Origin of the sequence: Streptomyces aurantiacus (assembly GCF_027107535.1) — a bacterium.
Lineage (GTDB): Bacteria > Actinomycetota > Actinomycetes > Streptomycetales > Streptomycetaceae > Streptomyces.
The window spans coordinates 2,165,886-2,186,033 of sequence record NZ_CP114283.1 but is presented as its reverse complement, the minus strand read 5'-3'; the positions used below and the strand labels follow the sequence as shown (position 1 = coordinate 2,186,033).

Here is a 20,148-nt window from a genome sequence, read left to right as displayed (position 1 = left end):
CGCCGCATCCGCGGCACCCGGAATCACTCCGACGGCGGCGCCCAGGTCCGCCGCTTCGGCAGCGGCTTCGCGTAACCGCCCGCGCGGCTCGTCGTGAGCCCGAGCGATACGAGCGACTCGGCGAGCTTCACCGCCGCGCCGACCCCGTCGACGACCGGCAGCCCCAGCTTCTCCCCCACGGCCCGCTGCAGACCGGTCATCCCGGCGCATCCGAGCACCAGGACCTCGGCGCCGGCGTCCCGGGCGCGTTCGGCCGCGGCGACGAAGGCCGCTTCCGTGCGCTCGGCATCGCCCAGGTCGAGAACACCCAGCCCCGTGCCCACGACGACCGCACAGTTCTGGGCGACCCCCGCCGTGTACAGGCTGTCCTCGATCTGCCCGGCCGAGCGCTCCAACGTGGTGACGACCCCGTACCGCCGCCCGAGCAGGCACGCGAGATGGGCCGCCGCCTCGGTGATGTCGACGACGGGTACGTCCACGAGTTCCCGTACGCCCTCGCGCCCGTGCTCCCCGAATCCGGCCATGACGACGGCTTCGTAGGGCCCTTGGTACGTCCGCAGGGTGTCGAGGACGGCGGCTGCCGACAGATAGCTGTCGAGCCAGCCCTCCGCGGACTCGGGCCCCCACGTGGGGGTGAGTCCGAGCACGGTGGTGCCCGGGCCTGCCGCGGCCCGGGCACCTCGCACGATCTCCTCGGTCATCCCCTGCGTCGTGTTGCAGTTGGTGACGACGATCCGCACGCTCAGCCCTCCAAGGGAGTCGGGCCCGGCTCGGCGGCGGGGGCCGTGGCGGCGCGCTCGGAGCGGCACAGCAGCGCGTACAGTCCGGCGGCCAGCGCCGTCCCGATGAACCAGGAGTACGGGGCGACCTCGCTGAAGGTCGTCACGAGGGCGAGCACCGCGGAGACACCGGCCGCGGGCAGGAACGCCCACAGGGCCTTGGGGTTGACGCCCTTGCGGTAGTAGTAGCGGGAGCCGGGCCGGGCGTTGAACAGTTCGTCGACGTCGATGCGGCCGTGCTTCACCCAGAAGTAGTCGAGCATGATCACGCCGAACAGCGGGCCCAGGAAGGCGCCGAGGCCGCCCAGGAAGTAGTTGACGACCGTGGGGTTGGAGAAGAGGTTCCACGGGGTCACGACCAGCGCGGCCACCGTGCTGATCATGCCGCCGATCCTGAAGGTGATCTTCTGCGGCCAGACGTTGGCCAGGTCGTAGGCGGGGGAGACGAAGTTGGCGACGATGTTGACGCCCATGGTGGCGATGGCGAAGGTCAGCGCGCCCAGGATCAGGACCCACTTGTTGCCGATCTCGGCGACGAGGTGGGCGGGGTCGGTGATGGCCTTGCCGAACACCTCGATGGAACCGGCCGTGACGATGACCGACACGATGACGAAGGCCGTCGAGTTGATCGGCAGACCCCAGAAGTTGCCGCGCTTGACCGTCTTGTAGCTGGGCGCGAAGCGCGAGAAGTCGCAGAAGTTGAGCATCAGCGTGCCGTACGTGGCGAGGATCAGCCCGATCGCGCCGAACCACTGCCGCCACTGCTCACCCACGGAGACCGGGTTCGGGGTCGAGGTGAGCGAGATGGTCCAGCCGGCCTTCGCGAGGATCCAGATGGCGAGGACGATCATCACCAGCCAGATCGCCGGCCCGCAGAAGTCCTGGAACTTCCGTACGGACTCCATTCCCTGACTGATGATCAGTGCCTGGACGAGCCACAGCGAGACGAACGACAGCCAGCCGAGTGCGTCGAGGCCGAGGAAGGAGTTGTGGGTCCAGGACTCGAGGCCGGGCCAGGCCGCGAGCAGCATGATGTTGACGGCGACGGAGGCCAAATAGGTCTGGATGCCGTACCACATGATGGCGATGACGGCCCTGATCAGGGCCGGGATGTTGGCGCCCCAGACACCGAAGCTGATGCGGCTGATGACCGGGAAGGGCACGCCGTGGCGCTGTCCGATCTTGCCCATCCAGTTCATGCCGACGTAGATGAGCACGAAGCCGACGAGCAGGGAGGTGAAGATCTGCCAGACGTTCATGCCGAGCACCAGCAGGCCGGCCGCGAACGTGTAGTTGCCGAGGTTGTGGACGTCGGACATCCACATGGCGAAGAGGTCGAAGACCTTCCAGTTGCGCTTGCCCGCGGGCGCGAGGTCCTCGTTGGTGAGCCGGGGATCGGGGACGAACGCTGGCGCGCCGGTGGCAGCGGCGGGATCGGCGAGGGACACAAAGCCTCCATGAGCGGGAGAACGACGGGAGGACTGAGGGACGAGGGCGGAACGGTGGACGGGACGGGGACGGCGGGGGGCGACGGGCGGGCGCGGCGGTGGATGACGGCCAGTGCGGTGGGTGGTGGAGGACGGGGCCGCGGGAAGCAGGTCGAGCCTTTTTGGTATACCAAACTGTGGTCATGCTCCCGCCATCGGTGACTTCTGGCCATGTCCGTACGGTTACAGCTCGGTAAAACAGTCCCGGCGTCGGCGAGGATGGACGCATGACGACGGTGGAACCGCTGGGGGCGGTACGCGAGCGGGTGCTCAGCTCGCTGCGGCAGGAGATCATCGCCGGGCGGCTGCTGCCCGGCGACCGGTTGGTCGAGCGTGAGCTGGCCGAGCGGTTCGGGGTCTCCCGCGTGCCGGTCCGTGAGGCGATCCGCGCCCTGGTCGCCGAGGGGTTCGTCCACTTCGAGACCCCGCGTCGCACGGTCGTGCGCCGGCTGACCCCCGCGGACGTCGCCGAACTCTTCGAACTCCGCGAGGCACTCGAGGTGTACGCCACCGGTCTGGCCGCCCAGCGCGCCACCCGCGCCGACCTGGCCGAGCTGGAGGAACTCCTCGACCGTGCGGCGGACGCGACCGACGCCGACGACGCGGAGGCGATCACGGACGTCAACACCCGTTTCCACGACCGGATTCTGGCGATGGCAGGGAACAGCCTGCTGATCTCCGTGATGGAACCGGTCGACGGCCGGCTGCGCTGGCTCACCCGCCAGAACGAGGAATGGCCCCAACTTCTCGCCGAACACCGCGAGCTGTACGAGGCCATCGCCTCGGGCGACCGTGAGCGGGCCCGCTCACACGCCCTGGCCCACGTCCAGGCCAACTACCGCTCGACCGTCCGCCACCTCTTCGGCGACACCAACTCCGGCAGGGACGCGGACATGGGACCAGGCGAAGACAAGGGCCCAGGCGCAGACACCGGCACGGGCACGGGCACTGGCACAGGCACTGGCACAGGCATCGCGGTCCCGGGCAGCGGCTCCGGTACCGATTCCGAAGGAGAAGTGTGACTGTCCGTACGGCGATCGGTGCCGCAAGGAACCGGCCCTGCACGCTCGTCGTCTGCCGCGGCTGCTGCTGCGGCGACGCGCGCAAGTACCCCGGCTACGACCACGACTGGCAGCTGGACCGGTTGCGTGCCGCCGCCGAGGCCTCCGGCGGCCGCCTCGCGGTCCGTACGACGGACTGCCTCGGCCCCTGCGACCAGGCCAACATCATCGTCGTACAGCCCTCGGGTGAGGGCCGCAGGCGTGGTGGCCGGGCCGTGTGGATCGGCTGGTCGATGGGCGACGACTGCACCGACGAGATACTGCGCTGGGTGGAGGCCGGCGGGCCCGGCGTCACCGCTCCCCCGGCGACCCTGGAGCTGCAGTTCGTGCAGTCGGCGGGCGAACGGGACCGGGCGCGCCGCTAGGGGGTTCCACGGGCCGCGTACCTGTCGGTGGCCGCGACCAGGGCGTCGACCACGCCGGCCGCGCCCGCGTTGTGTCCCACGTCGTCGACGACTGTCAACTCGCTGCCGGGCCAGGCGTGGTGGAGCCGCCACACGGTGCCGAGGAGGTTCCCGAGGTCGAGGCTCCCCTGGACGAGAGTGCCGGGAATGCCTCTGAGGAGCGGGGCATCGCGCAGCACGACGGCCTGGGCTCCTCCTCCACCGTCACCACCGCCCTTGCCCTTCCCCTGTCCGTCTCGGTCGCCGTCGCCGTTGCCGTCCGCCAGGAAGTGGTCGTTGCCGAAGTAGTGGGTGACGGTGCGGGCGAAGGCCAGGCGGAACACCGGGTCCTCGTACCGCTCCACCGACCGCGGCGGAGCGGGAACGATCGCCGTCTCCCAGTCGGTCCAGGCGCGCGCGGCCCGGGCTCGCACCTCCGGGTCCGGGGACTCGATCAGCCGGTTGTACGCGGCCGCCAGGTTCCCGTCGCGCTCGTCCTTGGGCAGCTCGGCGAGGAACCGCTCGAAGGCCTCGGGGAAGATCTGCCCAAGTCCCCTCGTGAGGAGGTCCACTTCGGCACTGGACGCGGTGGCCACGCCCGTGAGCACCAGCTCCGACACGGCCCCGGGATGCGTCTGCGCGTACCGCAGCCCGAGCACGGAGCCCCATGAGACACCCCACACGAGCCATCGCTCGATGCCCAACTCCCGCCGCAGCAGCTCCAGATCACCGATCAGCCGCGCCGTCGTGTTGACGCTCATGTCCGTCTCGTACGCGCTCGCGTGCGGCGTCGAGCGTCCGCAGCCGCGCTGGTCGAGCAGGACTATGCGGTACGCGGCCGGGTCGAAGTAGCGCCGGAAATAGGGGCCGCAGCCGGATCCGGGCCCACCGTGCAGCACCACCGCGGGCTTTCCCCGAGGGTTCCCGCACACCTCCCAGTACACAAGGTTGCCGTCACCGACGTCGAGCATGCCGTGGTCATACGGTTCGATCTCCGGATACGGGCTCATCGCGCGACCCTAGCCCGCCTGCTGGACGGTCGGCAGTCCCGCCGTCCGAGCCGCCGTACGCAGCACGTCCCGCAGCATCTGGGGGGTCAGCCGGCCGGTGAAGGTGTTGCGCTGGCTGACGTGGAAGCACCCGAAGAGCTCCAGCGGCCGATCCGGGCCCTCCAGCTCGACCCGCGCCCCGTGGGCGAAGGCCGGCCGGGGCCGGGGCACCTGCCACCCCGCCTCGGCGAACGCGGGCAGCGCTGCCTGCCAGCCGAAACCGCCGAGCACGACGACCGCGCGGAGCGTGGGCCTCAGCAGTCGCAGCTCGCTCACCAGCCACGGGCGGCAGGTGTTCCGCTCCTCGGGCGTCGGCTTGTTGGCGGGCGGCGCGCAGTGCACGGGCGACGTGACGCGGACGCCGTACAGGGCCAGCCCGTCGTCGGCGCTCTCGGACGTGGGCTGCGACGCGAGACCCACGTCGTGCAGCGCCGCGTACAACACGTCTCCGGACCGGTCTCCCGTGAACATCCGCCCGGTCCGGTTCCCGCCGTGCGCCGCGGGAGCGAGCCCGACCACCAGCAGGGAGGCGTCCGGCGGTCCGAAACCCGGCACCGGGCGGCCCCAGTACGTCCAGTCGGCGAAGGCGGCCCGCTTGGTGCGGGCGACCTCCTCCCGCCAATCGACCAGCCGCGGGCAGGCCCGGCATCCGGCGATCCGTTCGTCCAGCCCGGCCAGGCTGCGGTCCTGATCCATGCCACCACGGTATGCCTGGGCAAGGGCGGACCGAAGCGAGGGAAAACGACTCCGACCGGGCGCCCGCCGAGGGCTATGGTCGGACCATGGCTTCAGGGACTCAGGGGAACGCGGCGCGGCACGAGGACGACGGGCCGGGCGCGGCCGGCTCCGCCGATGCCGTGACCGATGCAGATGCCGTGGCCGTCGCGAAGGCGGCCGCGCCCACGAGCGGTGAGACCGTGCGTGTCGACAGCTGGATCTGGTCCGTCCGCCTCGTGAAAACCCGTTCCGCGGGCGCCACGGCCTGCCGCGGCGGTCACGTCCGGGTGAACGGCGAGCGGGTCAAGCCCGCGTACGCCGTCCGCGTCGGCGACGAGGTACGCCTGCGGCACGCGGACCGGGAGCGGATCGTCGTCGTGAAACGCGTGATCCGCAAGCGGGTCGGGGCTCCGGTCGCCGCCGAGTGCTATGTCGACAACAGCCCTCCGCCACCGCCCCGCGAGGCCGTCGCCCCCGCGGGCATCCGGGACCGGGGCACGGGCCGCCCCACCAAGCGCGACCGCCGCGACCTGGAACGCCTCCGTGGCATCGGCTCGCCCGACGGCACCCCGAAGGCACCCTGACACCTGCGGCGGAGCCGCACGGCTGTTTGCCCGGCCTGGACTCGTGCCGAGGGCGGTCTTCCGAGTGCCGGACTTCGGAGAGGCACCGCGCGGCGCGGCGTCCGGCAGGGCTGGGAGGCCCGCCGGACGCCGTCCGGGCTCCGTGCTCAGGACCGACGCCGGACCAGCCTCGGCAGCTCCGCGGCCTGCCCCCGTCGTGCCCAGGCGATCAGCGCGAGCGGCACGATCAGGATGAGCGGGGTCGCCGCGTACTCCCCGTCGAACACGGCGATCTGCGTGATGAACGCACCCACCATCAGCGCGCTCAGCGAGACGGCTGCCACGGAGGCCAGTACGGGGATCACCAGCGCTATGCCGCCGGCCAGTTCGAGGAGACCGATGGTGTACATCCCGGCGCTGCCCCAGCCGATCTCGTCGAACGACTCGACCGCCGAGGAGTGCGCGACGAGCTTGGGCACCGCGCTCGCGATCACGTAGAAGAGCGCGAGCAGCACCTGCAGCCCTCGCAGTGCGAGGCGGGCACGGCGGCCGCGGGCGGTCGCGGACTCGGCGACGACGGTGCGGGCCGGGGCGGAGGCGACGGGAACGGTGGTCTCGGACATGGGGATCTCCTGTGAAGCGGGGCGCGTTGCTGTCAGAGGGACAGACCGCCCCGCCGCCCGAAACTCATCGCCTCACGGCAGCACTGCTCCAGGCAAGGTGCGTGGCACGACGGCACGGCCCGCCTCAGGACACCCTCGCGCTCGCGACACCCCTCTCCCGCCCCCTCCTCATGACATCCCCGCGCACGACACCCCCTCGGGACCTCACGCCGCCACAGGCACCGCCCGTACCCAGACCCGGTCCTCCGTCAGATACCTGTCGACTCTCAGCCCCGCCTCGCCCAACGCCTCCTCGAACTCCTCCTTGGTGAGCGGCCGGGCGAGGAACGTCTGCGTCCACACGGCGTCCGGGAACACATACTCCGCCCGCACCGAATTGACCCCGTCCCCGACGGGCTCCGCGGACAGCATGCGGATCGTGAACCCGCTCGGATCGACCCGCTCGCGCGGCAGATCGGTGTGGTAGTTCTCGCCCTCGCGCTGAATCAACACACAACCGCCGTCCGCGACATGGCGTCGGCACACGTCCAGCATGCCGCGCCGCACCTCGGTGTCCCCGCTGTGCACGAGGAACGACGCGAGCATCACCACATCGAATCTCTCCCCCAGGTCGAGCGTCTCGATCGCGCCGCGTATCGTGCGCGTCCCACGCACCCGCTCCAGCATCTCGGCGGACTCGTCCACGGCCGTCACGGTGAATCCCCGCTCCAGGAGCGGATGGGTCATCCGCCCCACCCCGCAGCCCAGTTCGAGAATGTGCGCTCCCGCCGGCACGGCCGAGGCGATGATGTCCGGCTCGTCCTGCACGGGCAGTCGCGAGTACAGCTCCACCGCGCAGCCGTCCGGCGTGATGGCGCCGGGTCCAGTCCCCTCGTATCCCTCACGCATCTCGATCGTCATATCAGCCCAACGGCTCGTGCCCGCCGCCCCGTTCCCGCCCCGGCCCCTTCCACCCGTCCGGGTGAACGGCGATCCGGCCGGGAACTTTCGGCTACAACGCGAACCAGCCCTGCCCGCCGTACCAGTGGCCACCCGCCCGCAGGTGGTCGCCCACCGCGCGCTCGACCCCGGTCCGCCGCGGAAGGTCCTCCACGGGCAGCTCGGGGTCGCCGAAGACGAACCCGACGGGTGCCTTGTCGTCCGCCTTCGTCTCCTCGTGGGCGACCTTGAACCGCTCCTGGAAGCGCACGATGTTGGAGTCGGCCGGCAGATACCGCTTCAGTTGCGGGTCGAGCAGCCAGGAGTGGCAGACCGCCACCTCGTAGTGCTCGTCCGGGTAGTGGCGCGCGAAGAACTCCCGGGCCAGGTCCAGGGACCGGTCGCAGGCCTCCGGCGACAGGGGCCCCCGGAAGTCGGCGATGTGCAGGCTCAGACAGAGCTCGCCGGGGCCCGTGCCGAGCCCCGCGGCCGAGGCCGCCCGCCCGGTGTGCCCGCCCAGCCGAGCGCGCTGGAACTGCAGCCGCCCGAGTTGGTACAGCTCGCCGTGGAAGTGCAGAGCGATCCACCACGGCACCTGCAGCCCGATCGTGCCGGTCCGCCTGGCGTGCACGGCCAGGTGCCGGCCCAGGTCGGCGAGGGTGCGCCGCGAGACGTCCGCCGGCATGTCCCGCTGCCGGTGGTAGGCGCGCACGTACGGCAGCGCGGCGATGAAGACGAACACGTGGAAGGTGCGGCCGAGCGCCCCGGTGGACTCCGGGAACACCGGCGGTTCCCACCCCTTGCCGACCTCCCCCATGTCACGGACGAACCGGTCGACGCACCTCCTGAGCAACGCCATCGCCTCCGGGTCCGCCGCCAGCCGGGCGCGCAGTGAGACGAGTTCGTTGACGTGCTCGTGCGGCACGGACAGGTCGAGCAGCAGGTCAGGCAGCTCGACCGCGTCCGGCAGGCCCGCATCCGTACGCGGTTCGCCCTCGTTCTCCAGGTCCCTCAGCCACCGGGCGAGCTTCTCGTCCGCCCGCAGCTCCTCCACCAGCAGCACAGCCGCTCCCGTTCGTCCGTCCCTTGGTGAACGTGCACCACGAAGAGTACGTTTTTCCGTAGGAGCAGTGGTCCCCATGCGTACAGGCAGTGAACCCACGACCGCGCGCAGTGCGCTGCGGGCTCGCCTGTGGCTCAGTGTGTGGGGCCTGGTGTGGGCGATCATCGGGACGGCCGCGTTCGCCCTGGTCGGGCGTCCCGGCTGGGCGGTCGCCTGTGGCGTGCTGTGGCTGGTCGTCACCGTCGACCTGACGATGATCCTCAGGCATCTCCGCCAGGGACCGCACTACCAGCCCGGCCGCGACATCCCGCCGTACTCGCCGCCGGAGCACCGCGTGTAGGGCGGGTCGTCGGTCCGGGCCGCCGACCTGGCACCGGGGCAGGCCGGGCGGGTTCAGGAGCGGGCCGGGCTCAGGAGTCGAACCGTGCCGCGGTCAGGTACTCCGGCTGTGGGTCCAGAGCCGCCGCGAGCCGGAAATGCCGTCTGGCCTGCTCGGGCCGTCCGGAGCGCTCGTAGGTGCGGGCGAGTGCGAAGTGCGCGAACGCGTTGTCCGGTTCGCGCTCCAGGACGATGGTGAACTCCAGCTCGGCGGGCCGCAGTTGCGCCGCGGCGAAGAAGGCGCGCGCCCGCAGCAGCCGTGCCGCCGTGTTCTCCGGGTACGCGGCGATGACTCCGTCGAGCAGCTTGACCGCGCCCCTGGGGTCCCGCGCGGCGAGCAACTGCTCGGCGGCACGGAAGTCGATGACATGCGTCTCCGGAGTACGTCCGGCGAATCCGCTGGTCTCGGGCACGGCAGAGTCCTTCCCTCACTGCAGGGAATCAACGCCTCGAAGGCACCCGCTATTCCGAGGCCGCCCGCCGCACGAGGTCCGTCCACACGTCGTGTACCCGCCGCCGCAGCGCATCGAGTGGCACGTCGTTGTCGATGACGACGTCCGCGATCTCGCGGCGCTGCTCGCGGGTGGCCTGGGCCGCCATCCTGGCGCGCGCGTCCTCCTCGGTCATGCCGCGCAGCCGGACGAGACGGTCGAGCTGGGTCCCGGTGCTCGCGTCGACCACGATCACGAGGTCGTACAGCGGGGCGAGGCCGTTCTCCGTGAGCAGGGGCACGTCGTGCACCACCACGGAGTCCGCGGAGGCCGCTTCTTCGAGCTCGCGGGAACGGGCACCCACCAGCGGGTGCACGATCGAGTTCAGCACGGCGAGCTTCTCCGCGTCCGCGAAGACGATCGAGCCGAGCTTCGGCCGGTCGAGGCTGCCGTCCGCGGCGAGCACGTCCTCGCCGAAGGCGTCGACGACCGCCGCCAGCCCGGGTGTCCCCGGCGCGACGACCTCCCGCGCGATCCTGTCCGCGTCGATCAGCACGGCGCCGTGCTCCACGAGCAGCCGCGACACCTCGCTCTTGCCGGCGCCGATCCCGCCGGTCAGGCCCACCTTCAGCATGCCGAGAAGCTTAGGGCCCGCCACCGACGGCGCCCCGGCGGGGCCGCGCGGGCCGCACGCTGGTCGCCGAGGACCGCGCTTCTCGCGGGGGGGGCGCCTAGGGGGCTTCTGATGGATCTCCGCGGCGTCACGACGCCCGGCACGCACTCTCGTCGCACCGGGCACAGACCCAAGTACGTCCAGTACGCGGGCCTGCGCCCGGCACGCCGAGAGCACGCACCGGACGCCGCTCCTCCTTCCACGGAGATCCACCAGAAACCCCCTAGGCGTCGCCCTCCCGCTCGGCGAGGAACCGCTCGAACTCGAGGCCGATCTCGTCCGCCGACGGGATGTCCACCGGCTCCGCGAGCATGTTGCCCCGCGTCTCGGAGCCCGCCGCGGCGTCGTACTGGTGCTCCAGTCCCTGGACGAGTGCGACGAGCTCCTCGTCGCCCTCCTGGATCTGCCGGTCGATCTCGGTCTGTGTGCGGTGTGCCTCGGTGCGCAGTCCGTGCGCGATCCCCGGCAGGACCAGGCCGGTCGCGGCGGTGATCGCCTCCATGACGGTCAGTGCGGCGTCCGGGTACGGGGAGCGGGCGATGTAGTGCGGCACGTGCGCGGCGACCCCCAGGATGTCGTGCCCTGCCTCCATGAGGCGGTACTCGACCAGTGCCTCGGCGCTGCCCGGAACCTGTGCCTCGTCGAAGGGGCTGCGGTGGCCGGGGACGAGGTCCGTGCGGTTGCCGTGCGGGGTGAGGCCCACGGGGCGGGTGTGCGGGACGCCCATGGGGATGCCGTGGAAGTTCACGGACAGACGTACGCCGAGGCGCTCCACGATCTGCTGGACGGCCGCCGCGAAGCGCTCCCACTCCACGTCCGGTTCGGGTCCGGAGAGCAGCAGGAAGGGCGCGCCCGTGGCGTCCTGGACGAGCCGCACCTCCAGCGTCGGCTCCTCGTACTCGGCCCAGCGGTCGCGCTTGAACGTCAGCAGCGGGCGGCGGGCGCGGTAGTCCACGAGCCGGTCGTGGTCGAAGCGGGCCACGACCTGGTGGGGCAGCGAGTCGAGCAGCCTGTCGACGATCTGGTCGCCGGTCTCGCCCGCGTCGATGTATCCGTCGAAGTGGTAGAGCATGACAAGACCGGCCGACTCCTGGGCGAGCGCCATGTCGACGACTGCCAGGCCCTTCGGCTCCCACGCGTACAAACCCTGCGGATCAAGCACTGTGACCGCTCCTCCTCGTGTTCGTACTCAACAACGCGGGCCAGGACACGGGCATTCCCGGTTCACGTCGCTTCGCTGTCCCCTCTTACCGGCATCTCATGCCCACGACGAGCACACACGTGCGTGCGACGACGGCCGCACGCACGTGCGCCGGTTCGCATCAAGGCCGGACCAAGGCGGTGGCCGTGTGTGGGCAACTCCCGGCGCGAGCACGCCCAAAGGGCCGTCATCGCGTGGTGGAGGGACGCGTCACCGCACGGGCGCGGGGCCCGCCGGACAGCACGGGGGCGGACGCGAGAGCCCGCGAAACGGTGGGCGGGACAACGCACCGAGGGCCCGCACCCAAGTGGGTGCGGGCCCTCGGTTACCAGCTAGCTACCGCTGGCGGTGAGCTTTCAGCTCTGGCCGCCGGCGAGCTTCTCGCGGAGAGCAGCCAGGGCCTCGTCCGACGCCAGGGCGCCGGAGTTGTCGTCCGACTCCGAGGAGTACGAACCGCCGCCACCGGCACCGCTGGAGGCGGCCGGAGCCGCACCCGGGGTGGTGACACCCTCGGCCTCGGCCTGGGCGTCCGCCTCGCGGGACTTGATGACCTGAGCCTGGTGCTGCTCGAAGCGGGTCTGCGCCTCGGCGTACTGCGTCTCCCACACCTCACGCTGGGACTCGAAGCCCTCGAGCCAGTCGTTGGTCTCGGGGTCGAAGCCCTCGGGGTAGATGTAGTTGCCCTGGTCGTCGTACGACGCGGCCATGCCGTACAGCGTCGGGTCGAAGTCGACCGAGGCCGGGTCGGCACCGAAGGCCTCGTTGGCCTGCTTCAGCGAGAGGCTGATGCGACGACGCTCGAGGTCGATGTCGATGACCTTGACGAAGATCTCGTCGTTGACCTGGACGACCTGCTCCGGGATCTCCACGTGGCGCTCGGCCAGCTCGGAGATGTGGACCAGACCCTCGATGCCCTCGTCCACGCGGACGAACGCACCGAACGGAACCAGCTTCGTGACCTTGCCGGGCACGACCTGGCCGATCTGGTGCGTGCGCGCGAACTGCTGCCACGGGTCTTCCTGCGTCGCCTTCAGCGACAGGGAGACACGCTCGCGGTCCATGTCGACGTCGAGGACCTCGACGGTGACTTCCTGGCCAACCTCGACAACCTCGGAGGGGTGGTCGATGTGCTTCCAGGAGAGCTCCGAGACGTGCACCAGACCGTCGACGCCACCCAGGTCCACGAAGGCACCGAAGTTGACGATCGAGGAGACGACGCCGGAACGGACCTGACCCTTCTGCAGGGTGGTGAGGAACGTCTGGCGGACCTCGGACTGGGTCTGCTCCAGCCAGGCACGGCGGGACAGGACCACGTTGTTGCGGTTCTTGTCCAGCTCGATGATCTTGGCCTCGAGCTCCTTGCCCACGTAGGGCTGGAGGTCGCGGACACGGCGCATCTCAACGAGGGAAGCCGGCAGGAAGCCACGGAGGCCGATGTCAAGGATGAGACCACCCTTGACGACCTCGATGACGGTGCCGGTGACGATGCCGTCCTCTTCCTTGATCTTCTCGATGGTGCCCCAGGCGCGCTCGTACTGGGCGCGCTTCTTCGAGAGGATCAGGCGGCCTTCCTTGTCCTCCTTCTGGAGAACAAGGGCTTCGATCTCGTCGCCGACCTTGACGACCTCGTTCGGGTCGACGTCGTGCTTGATCGAGAGCTCGCGGCTCGGGATGACACCTTCGGTCTTGTAACCGATGTCGAGCAGGACCTCGTCCCGGTCGACCTTCACGATGACGCCGTCGACGATGTCGCCGTCGTTGAAGTACTTGATCGTCTCGTCGATCGCGGCGAGGAAGGCTTCCTCGTTACCGATGTCGTTGACCGCTACCTGCGGAGTGGTAGAGGTGGTCTCGGTGCTGCTCGTCATGTGGGAAAGGGCTCCGGTACGGACAGTGAGTCGTAGGTACTGCTTACGCCGGGAGCCCGTTTCGCTCTGTACAAGGCCGGACAGCCAAGGAAGCGCCAGATCCGGATGGTGTTCACGAAGAACACCGCCGGTGGCGCCTCGACAACCGAGGGGTCATACATACAGATGCGAGCGCAGCCTGCTACGTCTGAGGAGCGCAGGCCCGCAGCGCAACTTGTAGCATACGGGGGCAGCCGGACAGGGTCAATGCGCGAAGGCGCACACCCGGGGCGGATCGCCGCATACCCGGCACAGAACCCACGCGACGGCAGCCGCACATCGGACAACGCCACGAGTCCACACGGATCTTGGGGCCCTCTTCCGTGACAACCCGCCGGAGCGGGTCGTACGGAAGAGTCCGCAGGTTAATACGAGGGAGCCGATCATCCAAGAGCCCGAACAGTCCGAGCCCGAGGCGACCCGGCGGGAGGCGGGGGGCTCCGAGAGCTCCCGGGCCAACCGTGGCTGGTGGGACCGGAACGCGGACGACTACCAGGTCGAGCACGGCACGTTTCTCGGCGACGACCGTTTCGTGTGGTGTCCCGAGGGCCTCGACGAGATCGAGGCCGAGCTGCTCGGCCCGATGGAGGAACTGAAGGGGAAGGACGTCCTGGAGATCGGCGCGGGCGCCGCCCAGTGCTCGCGCTGGCTGGCCGCCCAGGGTGCCCGCCCGGTCGCTCTGGACCTTTCCCACCGCCAGCTCCAGCACGCCCTGCGGATCGGCGCCGACACCGTCCGGCTCGTGGAGGCGGACGCCACGGCGCTGCCCTTCGCGGACGGCTCCTTCGACCTGGCGTGCTCCGCGTACGGAGCGCTGCCGTTCGTCGCCGAGCCCGTGAGGGTCCTCCGGGAGGTGCGCCGGGTGCTGCGCCCGGGCGGCCGGTTCGTCTTCTCCGTCACCCACCCGGTCCGCTGGGCCTTCCCCGACGAACCGGGACCCGAGGGTCTGAGCGTGGCCGCCTCCTACTTCGACCGCACTCCGTACGTGGAGCAGGACGAGGAGGGGAACGCCGTGTACGTCGAGCACCACAGGACGGTCGGCGACCGTGTCCGGGACGTCGTGGCGGGCGGTTTCCGGCTGGTCGACCTGGTCGAGCCGGAGTGGCCTGCCTGGAACACCCAGGAGTGGGGCGGCTGGTCCCCCCTGCGGGGAAACCTGATCCCGGGCACGGCGATCTTCGTGTGCGAGCGAAGCGAGACGGGGGCACCGCCGGCCGGAGGCCGGGGGAGAGACTGAGCGTGTGATCCGTCATGACGCCCTGGACCTTCTGCCCGTACGCGGAGCGCTGCCCGGCCTGAGCGACGCCCTGGAGGGGCACGGCGCCGCGGTGCTCGTCGCGCCACCCGGCACGGGCAAGACGACCCTCGTGCCGCTGGTGCTCGCCGGGCTGGTCGGCGAGGGGCCCCCGCGCCGTGTCGTCGTGGCCGAGCCGCGGCGGATCGCGGTGCGGGCGGCCGCGCGGCGGATGGCGTGGCTGCTCGGCGAGAAGGCCGGGGAGAGCGTCGGGTACACCGTGCGCGGGGAGCGGGTGACCGGGCCGCGCACGCGCGTGGAGGTGGTCACGACCGGGGTGCTGCTGCAACGGCTGCAACGGGACCAGGAGCTGACGGGCGTCGACGCGGTCGTGCTCGACGAATGCCACGAGCGGCATCTGGACGCGGACACGGCGGCGGCGTTCCTGCTGGACGTGCGGGCCGCCCTGCGTCCCGAGCTGCGGCTGGTGGCCGCCTCGGCGACGACCGACGCGCAGGGGTGGGCGCGGTTGTTCGGCGACGCACCGGTGGTCGAGGCGGCGGGTGTCTCCCATCCGGTCGAGGTGGTGTGGGCGCCGTCCGTGCGCCCTGTGCGGCCGCCCCATGGGATGCGGGTGGATCCGGTGTTGCTGACACATGTGGCGTCGGTGGTGCGGCGGGCGCTGTCCGAGCGTGCCGGGGACGTCCTGTGCTTCCTTCCCGGGGTCGGGGAGATCGCGCGGGTGGCGGGGCAGCTCGGCGGGCTCGGCGATGTAGAGGTGCTGCAGGTGCACGGGCGGGCGCCGACGGCGGTGCAGGACGCGGTGCTGTCCGGCGCTGCGGGACGCCGGGTGGTCCTCGCGACGTCGGTGGCCGAGTCGTCGCTGACGGTTCCGGGTGTGCGGGTGGTCGTGGACTCCGGGCTGGCCCGCGAGCCGCGGGTGGACCACGCGCGGGGCCTGAGCGCGCTGACGACCGTACGGGCCTCGCAGGCGGCCGGGCGGCAGCGGGCCGGACGGGCGGGACGCGAGGCGCCGGGTGCCGTGTACCGCTGCTGGGCGGAGGCGGAGGACGGGCGGCTGCCGCGTTTCCCGGCGCCGGAGATCAAGGTGGCCGACCTGACGGCGTTCGCCCTGCAGGCGGCCTGCTGGGGCGATCCCGACGCCTCGGGGCTGGCGCTGCTGGATCCGCCGCCGGGAGGCGCCATGGCGGCCGCCCGGGGTGTTCTGGAGGCCGTCGGCGCCGTGGGCGACGGCGGGCGTCCGACCGGCCGGGGCGTACGGATGGCGCGGCTCGGGCTGCATCCCCGGCTGGGGCGTGCGCTGCTGGACGCGGCGGCCTCCGTGGGTGCGGAGCGCGCGGCGGAGGTGGTCGCCCTCCTGAGTGAGGAACCGCCGCGGGAGTACGGGGACGACCTCGCCTCCGCTCTGCGGGCCGCGCGGCGTGGGGGTGACGCGTATGCCGGGCGGTGGCGTACGGAGGTGCGGCGGCTGCGGGCGGTGGCGCCCGCGGCCCGGCCCGGCGGCCGGACCGCGCCAGAAGCACCGCTCGACGGCGGGTCCGGTGCGGCCGGGCGCGCGGTTCCCCGCACCCCTGACGGTGCCCTCACCGACGACCAGGTAGCCGGGCTCGTCGCCGCGCTCGCCTTCCCCGAGCGGGTCGCTCGGCGGCAAGGGGGGTCTTTCCTCATGGTGTCCGGGACCCGGGGTGAAGTCGGTGACGGCAGTGGGCTGCGGGATGCCGGCTGGATCGCCGTCGCGGTCGCCGACCGGCCGCTGGGCGCGGGGCACGCGCGCGTGCGGCTCGGGGCCGTGGTCGACGAAGAGGTTGCCCGTGAAGCGGCCGGGACCCTGTACGCCCAGGGCGACGAGGTCCGCTGGGCCGACGGGGAAGTCGTGGCTCGGCGCGTCGAGCGGCTCGGGGCGGTGGAGCTGACCGTGCGGCCGCTGCGTGACGCCGACCCAGGTCTCGTACGGGAGGCTCTTCTCCAGGGACTGGCGGAGGAGGGTTTCGGGCTGCTGCGGTGGTCCCGGGACGCCGAGGTGCTGCGGCAGCGGCTCGGGTTCCTGCACCACCGGGTCGGTGCTCCCTGGCCCGAGGTGTCGGACGGTGCACTCCATGCGCGCGTGGACGAGTGGCTGGAGCCGGAGTTGAGCCGGGCGAGGCGGCGGGCCGATCTGGGAAGGATCGACGCCGGGCAGGCCCTGGGCCGGCTGCTGCCGTGGGCGTCCGGGGAGGCGGCCCGGTTCGACGAGCTGGCGCCGGAGCGGTTCGAGGTGCCGAGCGGGTCCAGGATCCGGATCGACTACGCGGATCCCGAGCGGCCGGTGCTCGCGGTGAAACTGCAGGAGATGTTCGGGGCGCAGGAGTCGCCGGCCGTCGCCGGGGTCCCGGTGGTGGTGCATCTGCTGTCGCCCGCGGGGCGCCCGGCCGCCGTCACCTCGGACCTCGCGTCCTTCTGGAAGGACGGCTACCGGGGTGTGCGGGCGGAGCTGCGCGGGCGGTACCCGAAGCACCCCTGGCCCGAGGACCCGGCGACCGCACCGCCGACGCGGCACACGAACGCGCGCCTCAGGCGCTGACGGGCTCCTGCTCCCGGGGCTCGGTCGGCGAGGGGTCGCCTGGGCGGCGGCCACGGGCCTCCAGGTACAGGGAGAGGGACAGCAGTCCGATGCCCAGAACCAGGAAGCCCCAGGGCAGGTACGAGGTCATCAGCAGGACGAGGAGTCGCTGGGACTTGACGAGGTCGACCGTGGAACGGATGTAGTCCTCGCGCATCTTCACGTGCCCGGCGAAGGCCGTCACCTTGTCGCGGTCCCCGAGGAGGGTGCCGCCGCGCAGCTCCTCCTTGTGGATCTCCTCCCCGTACACGGGTGCGCCGGTGACGGGTTCGACCCAGAACCTGCGGACCGTGGTGTACCAGCGGGTCGTGCCCGTCTTGGCGACCGACTCCGCGGTGATGCCTTCGACCGGCATGGTCTTCGGGAAGGGCACCTTGGTCCAGGGGAGGGTCTGCTCGAAGTAGTAGACGTCGACGCCCCGGAAGTCCTGGGTGCCCTTGTAGTGGATGGGCGCGGTGATCCGGGCCTGCGCGTCGAAGTACTCGTAGTCCCTCTTCTCCGTCAGGAAGGGCCACTTGAACTCGATGCCCTCGCGTTTGACGGGGTCGCCGTCGACCATCTCGCCGGTGGCGTGGACGGGTTCCTGGGTGTGCGCGTCGAAGATGTACCGCTCGGGGATCTTGGAGACCATTTCGCCGTCGGGGCCCTGGACGTAGGAGAGGCCGTCCCAGACGACGACGTCGCGGCCCGCGGTCCTCTCGATCTTCTCGGAGGCTTCGACGTTGCCCTTGAGGGTCTGCACGATGGTGACCTTGTCGACCTTCTTGGCCGTCATGCTGCCGTAGTCGAGGAGGGTCGCGTCCTTCGCCTCGAGGACCATGTCCTGGTACTGGTTGGCGGGGATCTTGGCCAGGCGCGGGAAGGCGTACCAGCGCAGCAGCGGGGACAGGGCCGTGAAGAACACGGCGAGGGCGAGCAGGATCAGGCTGGCCTTGCGGCGCATCTCGGCGGCCCTCCCTGTGCGTTACGGGTGGCTGGGGACGGTGGTGAGCATCGGCTCGGGTGACGTCTCGCCCGACGGCGATCCCATGGCGGTGATCGTGAGGACCAGCGCGAACGCGACGGCGAGACCGGTCGCGGTGGCGATCAGGGCACGCATGCGGGCCTCCCGGCACGGACGGAACTGATACGTCGTCAGGTCGGGCACCGTAGCAACGGGCGGGCGAGATGAGAACACGTTGCACACACAGACAGCGGTGCCCCCTCGCCCGTCGGGCGAGGGGGCACCGTGGGCCCACGGGTCTAGGAGGCGGCCGCCGCCACCTTCAGCTCGACGGTCAGCGTCGCGCCGCCGGTCGTGGTGATCCGCAGCAGGTACGTGCCGGCCGTGTCGTCCGCGTACAGCTTCGGGAGCTTCAGCAGGCCGTTCTCGCCCGTCTTGAGGCCGGCGAGGGTGCGTACCGTCTTGCCGGCCGCGTCCTTGAAGTACGGGCCCTTGTCGTTCTCGGTCGCGTCGCCTGCCGCCTTGATGAGCGTGGCGGTCGCGGCGACACCGTCCGCGGCGGCTCCCTTGTAGGTGGCCTTCACCTCGACCTGGTCCGCGAACTCGCCGCCCGGGACGCAGGTCAGCGCGGTGTCGGTGGTGCGGGCGAGGCCGTCGGCCTGGCGGGCGGTGACGGTCGCCGCGTAGTCGAGGCCGGCGACGGAGCGGCCGACGACGGTGGCGCGGACCGTGAATGCGCCGGTCTTCTCGCCGGCCTGGAGGGCGGGCGCGGTCGCCACGCCGGAGCCGTCGGTGACGGCGGTCGCGACGCTCTCACCGCCGGTGAAGACCGCGTCGGTGTCGCCGACGATCGTGAACCGGACGCGGACCTTCGCGACGGCCTTTCCGGCCTTGGTCTCGGTCCTGGCGGCGACCTTCTCGGCGAAGGCGTCGCCCGCGGTCGCGGTGAGCTTGCCCGTACCCGCGTTCTCCAGGCGGTCCACCGTGTCGGTGGGTGTGGGGGTGCTCGGCGGCGTCGACGGCGTGCCGGGAGGGGTGCTCGGCGTGCTGGGCGGCTTCGGGCTCGGGCTCGTGGAGCCGCCCGAGCCCGGTTCCTGGCTGGTGGGTGGCTTCGTGCCCGGAGGGGTCGGCGTCGGGGTGGTGCCGCCCCCGCCGCCGGTGTTCCCCGTATTGCCGCTGTTGCCGTCGCTGCGGCCGGAGGGCAGCGTGCCCGTGCCGTCCGGAACCTCGTGGGTGCCCTTGCGGTAGTACTCCAGCCACGACAGGACCGTGTTCAGATACTCCGTCGAGTTGTTGTAGCTGAGGATCGCGCGCCTGAGGTCGGCGCGGTCGGACAGGTCCCAGCCGAACCGGCACAGGTAGTGGCCGGCGGCGAGGGCCGCGTCGTAGACGTTGTTGGGGTCCTTCTTGCCGTCGGCGTTGCCGTCGCGGGCCGCCCACTCCCAGGTGGACGGGATGAACTGCATGGGCCCGACGGCGCTGTCGTAGCTGCTGTTGCCGTCGTACGCGCCGTTGTCGGTGTCCCTGATGAGCGCGAAGCCGTTGCCGTCGAGCTGCGGGCCGAGGATCGGGCTGATCGTGGTGCCGTTCGCGTCGACCTTGCCGCCGCGGGCCTGTCCGGACTCGACCTTGCCGATGGCCGCGAGGAGTTGCCAGGGGAGGTTGCACCCCGGCTTGGAGTCGCCGAGCGCCGCCTCGGCCTTCTTGTAGGCGTCGAGGACGGTCGCGGGTATGCCCGCCTCGGCGTCACCCGTGGCGGCGGGCGTGCCGGCGCCCGCACTGGGGGGCGCCGTCGGGCTGTTGAGCGGCGGGAGGTCCGTGTAATAGGGCGAGTTGCCGGTCGCGCTGTCGTCGGCGAGCACATCGGGCGAGGAGCCGGTGTTCTGTCTGCCCTGCGACGTGTCCGTCACGCCCGGGGCCTGGGACGCGGACAGGGCCGCCACCGCGACCGCTGCCACGGCCGTGGTCGCGGCCCCCTTGACGACCCGCCTGCCGAATTGCGCCGCCATTGCGTGAACCCCTCCCGATGGACGATCGCCCGTGTTCCGCGCGTTCTCCTGCTGTCCGCTGCTGTGGGCCGCACTCCCCAGTACGGCAACCCAGGTGACCCTACGACAA

Annotated in this window: 20 protein-coding genes; 6 read left to right on the top strand and 14 right to left on the bottom strand. The window is 71.3% G+C overall.

The window, feature by feature from the left end; genetic code table 11:
• Positions 1–23: 23 nt before the first annotated feature.
• A complete protein-coding gene (locus O1Q96_RS11340; protein WP_269248045.1) occupies positions 24–740 on the bottom strand; it encodes an aspartate/glutamate racemase family protein in 717 nt (238 codons plus the stop codon).
• 2 nt (positions 741–742) lie between these two features.
• Positions 743–2,227: an NCS1 family nucleobase:cation symporter-1 gene (locus O1Q96_RS11335; protein ID WP_269248044.1), complete on the bottom strand. Its 1,485-nt coding sequence runs from the start codon at positions 2,225–2,227 to the stop codon at positions 743–745.
• A gap of 266 nt (positions 2,228–2,493) precedes the next feature.
• On the opposite strand from O1Q96_RS11335, the gene O1Q96_RS11330 reads away from it, so the two are divergent.
• Positions 2,494–3,288 (top strand): GntR family transcriptional regulator, encoded by a 795-nt coding sequence (locus O1Q96_RS11330; RefSeq protein WP_269248043.1) that lies wholly within the window; start codon positions 2,494–2,496, stop codon positions 3,286–3,288.
• The gene (locus O1Q96_RS11325; RefSeq protein WP_269248042.1) at positions 3,285–3,692 is read left to right on the top strand and encodes a (2Fe-2S) ferredoxin domain-containing protein; all 408 of its coding nucleotides are present in this window, start codon (positions 3,285–3,287) and stop codon (positions 3,690–3,692) included. Before O1Q96_RS11330 ends, O1Q96_RS11325 begins: the two co-directional genes overlap by 4 nt.
• On the opposite strand, the gene O1Q96_RS11320 is transcribed toward O1Q96_RS11325, so the two are convergent.
• A complete protein-coding gene (locus tag O1Q96_RS11320; RefSeq protein WP_269248041.1) occupies positions 3,689–4,720 on the bottom strand; it encodes an alpha/beta fold hydrolase in 1,032 nt (343 codons plus the stop codon). The genes O1Q96_RS11325 and O1Q96_RS11320 overlap by 4 nt on opposite strands.
• Positions 4,721–4,729: 9 nt before the next feature.
• On the bottom strand, positions 4,730–5,455 hold the full coding sequence (locus O1Q96_RS11315) for a uracil-DNA glycosylase (RefSeq protein WP_269248040.1): 726 nt from the start codon (positions 5,453–5,455) through the stop codon (positions 4,730–4,732).
• Positions 5,456–5,541: 86 nt separating this feature from the next.
• Between O1Q96_RS11315 and O1Q96_RS11310 the strand changes: the two genes are divergently transcribed.
• The gene (locus O1Q96_RS11310; protein ID WP_269248039.1) at positions 5,542–6,060 is read left to right on the top strand and encodes an RNA-binding S4 domain-containing protein; all 519 of its coding nucleotides are present in this window, start codon (positions 5,542–5,544) and stop codon (positions 6,058–6,060) included.
• A 146-nt stretch (positions 6,061–6,206) separates the two neighbouring features.
• On the opposite strand, the gene O1Q96_RS11305 is transcribed toward O1Q96_RS11310, so the two are convergent.
• From O1Q96_RS11305 to O1Q96_RS11295, 3 genes are all read right to left on the bottom strand, one after another.
• Positions 6,207–6,662, bottom strand: coding sequence for a DoxX family protein (locus O1Q96_RS11305; RefSeq protein WP_269248038.1), 456 nt, complete (start codon positions 6,660–6,662; stop codon positions 6,207–6,209).
• Between the two features lie 204 nt (positions 6,663–6,866).
• Positions 6,867–7,550, bottom strand: a complete 684-nt coding sequence (locus O1Q96_RS11300; RefSeq protein WP_269248037.1) for a class I SAM-dependent methyltransferase — start codon at positions 7,548–7,550, stop codon at positions 6,867–6,869.
• Between the two features lie 103 nt (positions 7,551–7,653).
• On the bottom strand, positions 7,654–8,640 hold the full coding sequence (locus O1Q96_RS11295) for an acyltransferase domain-containing protein (RefSeq protein ID WP_269253567.1): 987 nt from the start codon (positions 8,638–8,640) through the stop codon (positions 7,654–7,656).
• Positions 8,641–8,719: 79 nt separating this feature from the next.
• Here O1Q96_RS11295 and O1Q96_RS11290 point away from each other — a divergent pair, with 79 nt between their 5' ends.
• The gene (locus O1Q96_RS11290; protein WP_269248036.1) at positions 8,720–8,983 is read left to right on the top strand and encodes a DUF6343 family protein; all 264 of its coding nucleotides are present in this window, start codon (positions 8,720–8,722) and stop codon (positions 8,981–8,983) included.
• A gap of 70 nt (positions 8,984–9,053) precedes the next feature.
• Here O1Q96_RS11290 and O1Q96_RS11285 read toward each other — a convergent pair whose 3' ends face one another.
• The 4 genes from O1Q96_RS11285 to rpsA all read right to left on the bottom strand — a co-directional run bounded on the left by O1Q96_RS11285 (position 9,054) and on the right by rpsA (position 13,194).
• Positions 9,054–9,434: a tetratricopeptide repeat protein gene (locus O1Q96_RS11285; protein ID WP_217460217.1), complete on the bottom strand. Its 381-nt coding sequence runs from the start codon at positions 9,432–9,434 to the stop codon at positions 9,054–9,056.
• A 49-nt stretch (positions 9,435–9,483) separates the two neighbouring features.
• Positions 9,484–10,086, bottom strand: coding sequence for a dephospho-CoA kinase (coaE, locus tag O1Q96_RS11280; protein ID WP_269248035.1), 603 nt, complete (start codon positions 10,084–10,086; stop codon positions 9,484–9,486).
• A 262-nt stretch (positions 10,087–10,348) separates the two neighbouring features.
• On the bottom strand, positions 10,349–11,287 hold the full coding sequence (locus O1Q96_RS11275) for a PAC2 family protein (protein ID WP_217460215.1): 939 nt from the start codon (positions 11,285–11,287) through the stop codon (positions 10,349–10,351).
• Between the two features lie 395 nt (positions 11,288–11,682).
• Positions 11,683–13,194 carry a 30S ribosomal protein S1 gene (gene rpsA / locus O1Q96_RS11270; protein ID WP_269248034.1) on the bottom strand — a complete coding sequence of 504 codons (1,512 nt, stop codon included), beginning with the start codon at positions 13,192–13,194 and terminating at the stop codon, positions 11,683–11,685.
• A 421-nt stretch (positions 13,195–13,615) separates the two neighbouring features.
• Here rpsA and O1Q96_RS11265 point away from each other — a divergent pair, with 421 nt between their 5' ends.
• The gene (locus O1Q96_RS11265; RefSeq protein WP_269253566.1) at positions 13,616–14,470 is read left to right on the top strand and encodes a class I SAM-dependent methyltransferase; all 855 of its coding nucleotides are present in this window, start codon (positions 13,616–13,618) and stop codon (positions 14,468–14,470) included.
• Between the two features lie 4 nt (positions 14,471–14,474).
• The gene (gene hrpB / locus O1Q96_RS11260) at positions 14,475–17,048 is read left to right on the top strand and encodes an ATP-dependent helicase HrpB (RefSeq protein ID WP_269248033.1); all 2,574 of its coding nucleotides are present in this window, start codon (positions 14,475–14,477) and stop codon (positions 17,046–17,048) included.
• Here hrpB and pgfA read toward each other — a convergent pair.
• The 3 genes from pgfA to O1Q96_RS11245 all read right to left on the bottom strand — a co-directional run bounded on the left by pgfA (position 17,038) and on the right by O1Q96_RS11245 (position 20,039).
• A complete protein-coding gene (gene pgfA / locus O1Q96_RS11255) occupies positions 17,038–18,030 on the bottom strand; it encodes a cell envelope lipid trafficking protein PgfA (RefSeq protein ID WP_269248032.1) in 993 nt (330 codons plus the stop codon). The two genes, hrpB and pgfA, sit on opposite strands and share 11 nt — an antisense overlap.
• A 21-nt stretch (positions 18,031–18,051) precedes the next feature.
• Positions 18,052–18,186, bottom strand: a complete 135-nt coding sequence (locus O1Q96_RS11250; RefSeq protein WP_269248031.1) for an SPW_0924 family protein — start codon at positions 18,184–18,186, stop codon at positions 18,052–18,054.
• A 143-nt stretch (positions 18,187–18,329) separates the two neighbouring features.
• Positions 18,330–20,039 (bottom strand): lytic transglycosylase domain-containing protein, encoded by a 1,710-nt coding sequence (locus tag O1Q96_RS11245; protein ID WP_269248030.1) that lies wholly within the window; start codon positions 20,037–20,039, stop codon positions 18,330–18,332.
• Between the last annotated feature and the right edge of the window lie 109 nt (positions 20,040–20,148).